Origin of the sequence: Vreelandella arcis (assembly GCF_900103865.1) — a bacterium.
Lineage (GTDB): Bacteria > Pseudomonadota > Gammaproteobacteria > Pseudomonadales > Halomonadaceae > Vreelandella > Vreelandella arcis.
Genome location: NZ_FNII01000034.1, coordinates 1 through 6,847, shown reverse-complemented (window position 1 = coordinate 6,847; position 6,847 = coordinate 1). Strand labels below are relative to the sequence as shown.

Sequence of the window (6,847 nt, the reverse complement as noted above, 5' to 3'; positions counted from 1 at the left end):
ATCATGTGCACCCGCGAGCTGGGCGACCCCTTCCGTCGCGACGCGCTGAAGAAGCCGGTGCGTCTGCTTGAGAAGTACCAGGACTACGTCTGATCGAAGGTGCTGCAGGGGTTCCCCCGGTGCTGCCGGGGGCTTTTTTGTCTGACGACTGCCGCGACGTGCGGCAGGCATGAGAGGCCATTGCATGAAAGCCTTGAATCAGATTCTCGAGAGCGCGCGCCTCGATCCCCGGCGCATCGTGCTCTGCGAGGGCGAGGATGAGCGCATCCTTAGCGCGGCCGCCAAGGCGGCGGAGCAGGGCATTGCCAAGATCCTCCTGGTGGGAAGCCGCGCAGACATTACCGCGGCCGCTAAGCGTTGCGGCGTCGATTTGGCAGCGGTCGAGGTGATCGACCCGGCTGACTCGCCCCTGACCGACGACCTGGCGAGGGCGCTGCTGACGCTGCGCGAGAAGAAGGGCATGACCCCGGAGCAGGCCGCGATGGCGATACTCGAGCCGCTCTGCTTCGCCAACATGCTGGTCCGCGAGGGGCACGCCGACGGCACCGTGGCGGGGGCGGTGAACACCACCGCCGACGTGGTGAGAAGTGCCATCCAACTGCTGGGGCTGGCCCCGGGCAGCAAGCTGGTCTCGAGCTTCTTCCTGATGATGCTCTGCAAGCCCTTCCACAGCCTCAAGGGCGGCATTATCTTCTCCGACTGCGGCCTGGTCATCGATCCCGACGCGGGGGAACTCGCCCAAATCGCCATGGCCGCCGCCGACAGCGCTCAGAAGCTGCTGAAGGAGAACCCCCGGGTGGCCATTTTGTCGTTCTCGACCAGCGGCAGCGCCAGCCACGGCAATGTCGAGAAGGTCGTGAAGGCTGCCCGCGAGGTGAAGGCTGCCCGGCCGAAGCTCGCCATCGACGAGGACGTGCAGCTTGACGCCGCCATCGTGGCCGAGATCGCCGAGCGCAAGCTGCCCAACTCGAAGGTCAAGGGCAACGCCAACGTGCTGATCTTCCCGAACCTCGAGGCCGGCAACATCGGCTACAAGCTGGCCGAGCGGATTGGCGGCGCCGAGGCCATCGGCCCGCTTCTGCAGGGCCTGGCCAAGCCGGCCAACGACCTCTCCCGTGGCTGCAGTGTCGATGATGTCTTTCACGTGATCGCGGTGACCACGGTGCAGGCCCAGAGCCTGTCGGCCGCCGGCGAGGCCTGATGGTCATCGGCACAGGCACGCCATGGTCCTCTGGTCCCTGACGATGGAGCTCGGGGGGCTTTTCGCAACGCTCACCATCATGGGCGTGGCTGGCTACGTGCATACGGTGTCCGGTTTCGGCCTCGGCATGATCGTGATGGGCGCCGCCGGGGGGCTCGGCGTGGCTTCGGTACCGGTGCTCGCGGCGGTGGTTAGCTTGGTGACCCTGGTCAACAGTGCCGTCGCCCTGCCGGGGAGGTGGCGCGGCCTAGGGACGCAGCGAATCATGGCGCTTGCTGTAGGCATCGTGCCCTCTATCATGGTGGGCGTCTGGCTACTTTCGTGGCTGGACGCCACCTTAACAGTGCTGCTCACCCTGCTACTGGGTGCACTCGTGCTCTCTGGGGGTATTAGTATCGGCTTGCGCCCCCGTCCCCTCCGCGCCGAATCCCCGTCCTGGACCTTCGCCGTAAGTGGCTTTCTGACGGGACTGTGCGGAGGGCTCTTCGGTGTTCCCGGTCCCCCGGTTATTTATCACTGCTACCGTCAGCCGCTGCCGCTGGAAACGATCCGGCTGCTGCTGATCCTATGCTTCGCAATAACTTCCGGGGTGCGCACTATTTACGTCGGGAGCCAGGGTGGACTGACCGGCGACGTTTGGCAGCTGGCTCTTTGGTCGATGCCGGTGGTAGGCGGTGCAACCTGGCTCGGACGTTGCTTTCCCCCGCCATGCTCCGCCGCGCTGATGCGCCGGCTGGCCATGTTGACCCTGATTGGACTGGGCGCGGCGATCTTGCTGAAGGGCGTGCTTTTACTGGCCTCAGGCTAGTATTAACGGCGTTGCCCTGGCATTATATCTCGCCTTTTTCGGGGCGCAGAAGACCCAGGCGCATACATGCGTCTGGTCGCGCTCTACTCCTTCTTTACTCCGCGCGACCTGCGTCAGGATGGAAGTCGCCAACAGGATCGAACGCACGATGACCCCAGAGGTATTACTGTCATTCATCGCCATCGCTGCCATCGCCGGCTACTTCCAGACGGTTACCGGCTTCGGGCTGGGTATGATCGTGATGGGCGCGACCAGCGGGCTGGATGTCGCGCCCGTGGCCTCGGTCGCCGCGGTAGTCAGCCTGATGATGCTGGCCAACAGCGCGGTGGCGCTGCCGGGCAAGCTGAAGCATCTCGACATGGCGGTGATCGGGGCCACCGTGCTCGGCATCTTGCCGGCGACCGTGGTCGGCGTGCTGCTGCTCGACGTGATGAGCGGCAGCGCCGAGAGCGTGCTGCGCATCGCCCTGGGCCTGCTGGTGGGCTATGGCGGGCTCAGCCTGGTGCTGCGCCCCCGCCAGCGCGAGACGCTCTCCTCACGGGGCAGCTTCTTCCTCAGCGGCGTGTTCTCGGGACTCTTCGGCGGGCTCTTCGGCATCGCCGGGCCGCCGGTGATCTACCAGTGCTATCGCCAGCCGCTGCCGCCGGTGGCGATCCGCAACATGCTGATCCTGATGTTCGCCTGCACCTCTGGCATGCGCACCCTGTTCGTCGCCGCCACGGGCGGGCTGGATCTCGAGATCTTCGTGCTCACCGCCTGGGCGATTCCCGTAGTGGCGCTGGTCACCTATGCCGGACGGCGCTGGCCGCCCCGTCTCTCGCCTTTGGCGATGCGCCGGGTCGCCTTCGTCACGCTGATAGTGATCGGTGGGGGGCTGATCGCTACCGAGCTCGTTTGAGCCTTACGTTCGTGCGCTCTCGCCGCACCGCTTCCTGAACGCCTCCTGACCGAGCCAACCCGGCGTGACTCAGAGGTCGCTGTCGCAGAGCCGCCAGGCACCCTCCTCGAGGGGCAGCAGGGCGGCGATGGCGGCGGTGGCCACCACGTGGGTGGTTTCCTGCACGGGGTCGTGGACGTTGAGCCCGCCGTGCACCACATTCACCTCGGCGCGCCCCCGGGGCAGCTCGGCGGCTACCACTGTGGCGTCGACCCGCTCGGGCTCCTGCACACCGATGGTCACCTGGACCCGCATCTCGCGGTGGTCGATGCCCAGCGACTTGAATAGCACGATGGAGGAGTGGTGCAGGGCGTCCTGCACGGCGCGGCAGGCCGCCTTGGTGTAGTCCTCGCCGTAGAGGTCGTTGCCGGTGCCCATTTCCAGGATGATGCGACGTTCAGCCATGCTCGGGCTCCATGTCGAAGGAGACGACGATGGCGGCGTTGGCGATCACGCTGGTGCCGCTGCCGTCGGGTTTGTCCACGTCCAGTCCGCCCTTGACCAGGCGTACCGACGGCTGGCCGTAGGGGAAGATTCTAAGCAGGGCGGCCGGGTCGACGGCAGCGGGGTCCTGTACCCCGATCTCGACATCGATCAGCATTGCTTCTTTGGGGAAGCCGAAGGCGTCGGCGACGTTCAACGAGTTGTGCCATAGGGCATCGCGAATCGCCCGGGCGGCGGCCTCGGTGTAGTCGCGACTGCGGATCGAGGTGCCCATACCGAACTGGGTCACCATGCGGGTTTTGGTCATGCGCTCTCTCCGTCGTCAGTCGCGGTCCTGGTGGTGGATCACGAAGTACTTGGTGATCGATATCGATCGCCTGATCATCGCCGATGGCGACCACCGATAAGTTCGACGATTTCGTCGAACAGGTGTGTATCCAGCGCTTGGGCCATGTCGGTGGCCAGGCAGCGACGGTAGAAGGGGCTAAGGTCCAGGCCAACACCGAGGCCCAGCACCTCTACTTGACCCTCTTGGCTGCGCCGGGCGACGACCTCCTTCAAGTGGTTGTCCAGGTAATAAGCGTCGTTGGCCAAGTTGGTGGCGCTGTCCGCTGGGCAGCCATCAGAGATTACGATTAAGATGCGGCGATTCTCGGGCCTTGCAAGCAGGCGCTCGCAGGCCCAGTCAACTGCCTCGCCGTCGATTCCTTCGCGAAACAGGTCGGGCTTAAGCAGTGCGGCGATGTCGGTGCGTGCGCGCCGCCAGCTGCGATCAGCGTCTTTGAACACCAGATGGCACACCTCATTGAGGCGTCCAGGCGCTCGGGGACGCCCACCGCTCATCCACGCCTTATAGGCACGACCGCCGTTCCAGGCACCGGTGGTGAAACCGAGCAGCTCGGTACTAGCCCCGATCATCTCTAGGGCGCGAATCAGGCTCTCGGCCATCATGGTCACCGGCATGATGTGATGCTTCATCGAACCTGAACAGTCGATCAGCAGGCTGACGGCGCAGTCGGTGCCGAGCTTCACTTGGTCGCGATAGAACAGGCGTCGTTCAGTTGGGGAGCTCACCAGTTGTGCGAGGCGCCGTCCATCAATCCGGCCCTCCTCCTCACCGAAGGCGCGGCCGTCGACGCGTGGCTCCCAGAGCACGCTGCCCAACCGTCGAGCTAGGCGTGGCAAGTTGATGGCCTGCTCGGTGGTGGCTTGGTCGAGCCGTTCGCGGTTATCGCGCAATAGGGCTCGGCGTACCAGACTGCCAGCGGCGATCTCGCGGTCGAAGCGGGTGGTGAAGACCCGATACGTCAGGGCCGCGTCCTCGAAAGTCTTGCTGTGCCCGGTGCTGGCGGCCGCTACTCCGTCTTCGTCACCCTCGCCGTCCTCGAGGTCGAGCAGTAGGGCGAAGGCGTCGCTGGGTGTCTCCGCCGGCTCCTCATCATTGTCATCGTCGGCCTGGGCCCGTTCAGCGCGGATCCGCTCGCCGACGACTCTGGCAATTTCCAAGGCATGATCCGCATAGCGACGTTGGTCTTGACGGTGCTGTCGAATGCCGCGCAGCGATGCTCCGAGCTCGGTGACCAGTGAGCCGCGCATGATTTCGATATGGTCCTCGATTTCCTCGGGAAGTTGCCGGCTCATCAGGCGCGACCAACAGACTTCGGCGACGGTATATACGAGCATCCCGAGGGAGCCTTCGGTGAGACCCGAATCGACGAAGTTGCGAGACCAGTGTCGGAAACGCCGGTTCAGGTTGTCGGCCATGCCCGGCATGTCGACGGGCACCCGCGTTTCCACGCGCAACTGCTCGAGCAGCTCGAAAACCAGTCGTTCAACCGGGTTCTCCGGGCAGCACTCGCGGTGCAGGGCCGAATCGGAGTGCAGCAGGCGCAAGGCCATGCCGTCGGCGGCGGCCCGGCAGTCGGCGAAGTTGTCCTGGGCGGGGTCGATGCGCAGGTGCGGCGCCAGGGTCGGCAAGCGCAACTCGCCTCGGTAGAGGCGCCGACCGCGGTAGTGCAGGTCGGCCTGGCCGGTTAGGGCGCGCAAGCTGGCCGCGCACAGCTCCTCAATACGCTGTTGACGGCGCGCCTGCTGCTGGGCGCTTTGGGTCATGAGGGGCTTGCCTCCCACATCCACGATTCATCTAGCTCCTCACCGAAGCAACGTTGGTAGTACTCGGCGACGAGTGGCCGCTCAGCCTCATCACACTTGTTGAGGAAGGAGAGCCTGAAGGCTAGCGCTGGGTTGCGGAAGATCTCGCAGTTTTCGGCCCAGGTGATCACCGTGCGCGGGGACATAAGAGTAGAGAGGTCGCCTGCGGCGAAACCCTGACGAGTCAGGTTGGCCACTGCCACCATTGATGCGATCAGCGCTCGCCCCTTTTCGGTGTCCTTGCTGGGCACCCGGCCGAGCACGATTGCCTCCTCCTCCTCGTGGGGTAAGTAGTCGAGCTTGGCGACGATGTTCCAACGGTCCATCTGGGCATGGTTAAGTACCTGGGAGCCATGGTAGAGCCCGGAGAGGTTGCCAAGCCCCACGGTGTTGGCGGTGGCGAACAGTCGGAAATGAGGATGGGGATGAATGACCCGATTCTGGTCGAGCAGCGTGAAATGACCGTCGCGCTCGAGGATACGCTGGATTACGAACATCACGTCCGGACGCCCAGCATCGTACTCGTCGAAAATCAACGCCACCGGCCGCTGTAGTGACCAGGGCACAATGCCCTCCTGGAACTCGGTGACCTGTAGCCCATCACGGATCACGATAGCGTCCTTGCCCACCAGATCGAGGCGGCTGATATGGCCGTCCAGGTTGACCCGCATGCAGGGCCAGTTAAGGCGCGCTGCCACCTGCTCGATATGGGTAGATTTACCGGTGCCATGTAGTCCCTGAATCATCACCCGGCGATTACGAGTGAAGCCGGCGAGTATCGCCAGAGTCACGTCTGGGTTGAAACGATAGGCCTCATCGATCTCGGGAACGTACTCGTCGCGCCAACTGAAGGCGGGCACCTTGAGGTCGCTGTCGATGCCGAAGAGCTCACGCACCGACACCTGGATGTCGGGCTGGGTATTCATGGGGTCTGTCATTATCGCCTCCTCGGCCTCCGGGGACCGTTGACTTGCCGTCCCTGATCAAACCCGCTGGCAGGGGACGTCGCTGCCGGAGCGTTCGATGAGCATAGATCAATTCCGTAAAAATAATCAAACTGTATCGTTTTATGGAATTTTATCATTGACGGAGATAGGGAGAATGCCTAAAGTTTCTTTTATTCCAAAATGCGGAATGATATGTCTCATATAATATAGCCAAGATGACAGGCTCGGAGGATCCCCATGAGCACTCAAGACCCCACAAACACTCGCCCGGTGGTTCAGGGCAAGCAGACGATGACGCCTTCAGAAGCCTTCGTCGAAACCATGGTCGCCAACGGGGTGACCGAGATGTTCGGCATCAT

The 6,847-nt window shown here is 63.7% G+C and carries 7 protein-coding genes; 3 read left to right on the top strand and 4 right to left on the bottom strand.

Annotation, left to right across the window (positions count from 1 at the left end):
- Positions 1 to 184 precede the first annotated feature (184 nt).
- The 3 genes from pta to BLR97_RS19415 all read left to right on the top strand — a co-directional run bounded on the left by pta (position 185) and on the right by BLR97_RS19415 (position 2,907).
- Complete coding sequence (gene pta / locus BLR97_RS19425; protein ID WP_089708574.1) at positions 185 to 1,201, top strand: phosphate acetyltransferase; 1,017 nt, start codon at positions 185 to 187, stop codon at positions 1,199 to 1,201.
- A 22-nt stretch (positions 1,202 to 1,223) separates the two neighbouring features.
- Entirely contained in the window at positions 1,224 to 2,009 is a 786-nt protein-coding gene (locus tag BLR97_RS19420) for a TSUP family transporter (RefSeq protein WP_211605226.1), read from the top strand.
- Between the two features lie 118 nt (positions 2,010 to 2,127).
- Positions 2,128 to 2,907, top strand: a complete 780-nt coding sequence (locus BLR97_RS19415; RefSeq protein ID WP_211605219.1) for a sulfite exporter TauE/SafE family protein — start codon at positions 2,128 to 2,130, stop codon at positions 2,905 to 2,907.
- A gap of 69 nt (positions 2,908 to 2,976) precedes the next feature.
- Here BLR97_RS19415 and BLR97_RS19410 read toward each other — a convergent pair whose 3' ends face one another.
- The 4 genes from BLR97_RS19410 to BLR97_RS19395 form a co-directional block, all read right to left on the bottom strand.
- Positions 2,977 to 3,351, bottom strand: coding sequence for a Lin0512 family protein (locus tag BLR97_RS19410; protein ID WP_089708571.1), 375 nt, complete (start codon positions 3,349 to 3,351; stop codon positions 2,977 to 2,979).
- On the bottom strand, positions 3,344 to 3,697 hold the full coding sequence (locus tag BLR97_RS19405) for a Lin0512 family protein (protein WP_089708569.1): 354 nt from the start codon (positions 3,695 to 3,697) through the stop codon (positions 3,344 to 3,346). Before BLR97_RS19405 ends, BLR97_RS19410 begins: the two co-directional genes overlap by 8 nt.
- Before the next feature lie 74 nt (positions 3,698 to 3,771).
- Complete coding sequence (locus tag BLR97_RS19400; protein WP_089708567.1) at positions 3,772 to 5,502, bottom strand: cobaltochelatase CobT-related protein; 1,731 nt, start codon at positions 5,500 to 5,502, stop codon at positions 3,772 to 3,774.
- Positions 5,499 to 6,479 (bottom strand): AAA family ATPase, encoded by a 981-nt coding sequence (locus tag BLR97_RS19395; protein WP_089708565.1) that lies wholly within the window; start codon positions 6,477 to 6,479, stop codon positions 5,499 to 5,501. Before BLR97_RS19395 ends, BLR97_RS19400 begins: the two co-directional genes overlap by 4 nt.
- Positions 6,480 to 6,847: the final 368 nt, after the last annotated feature.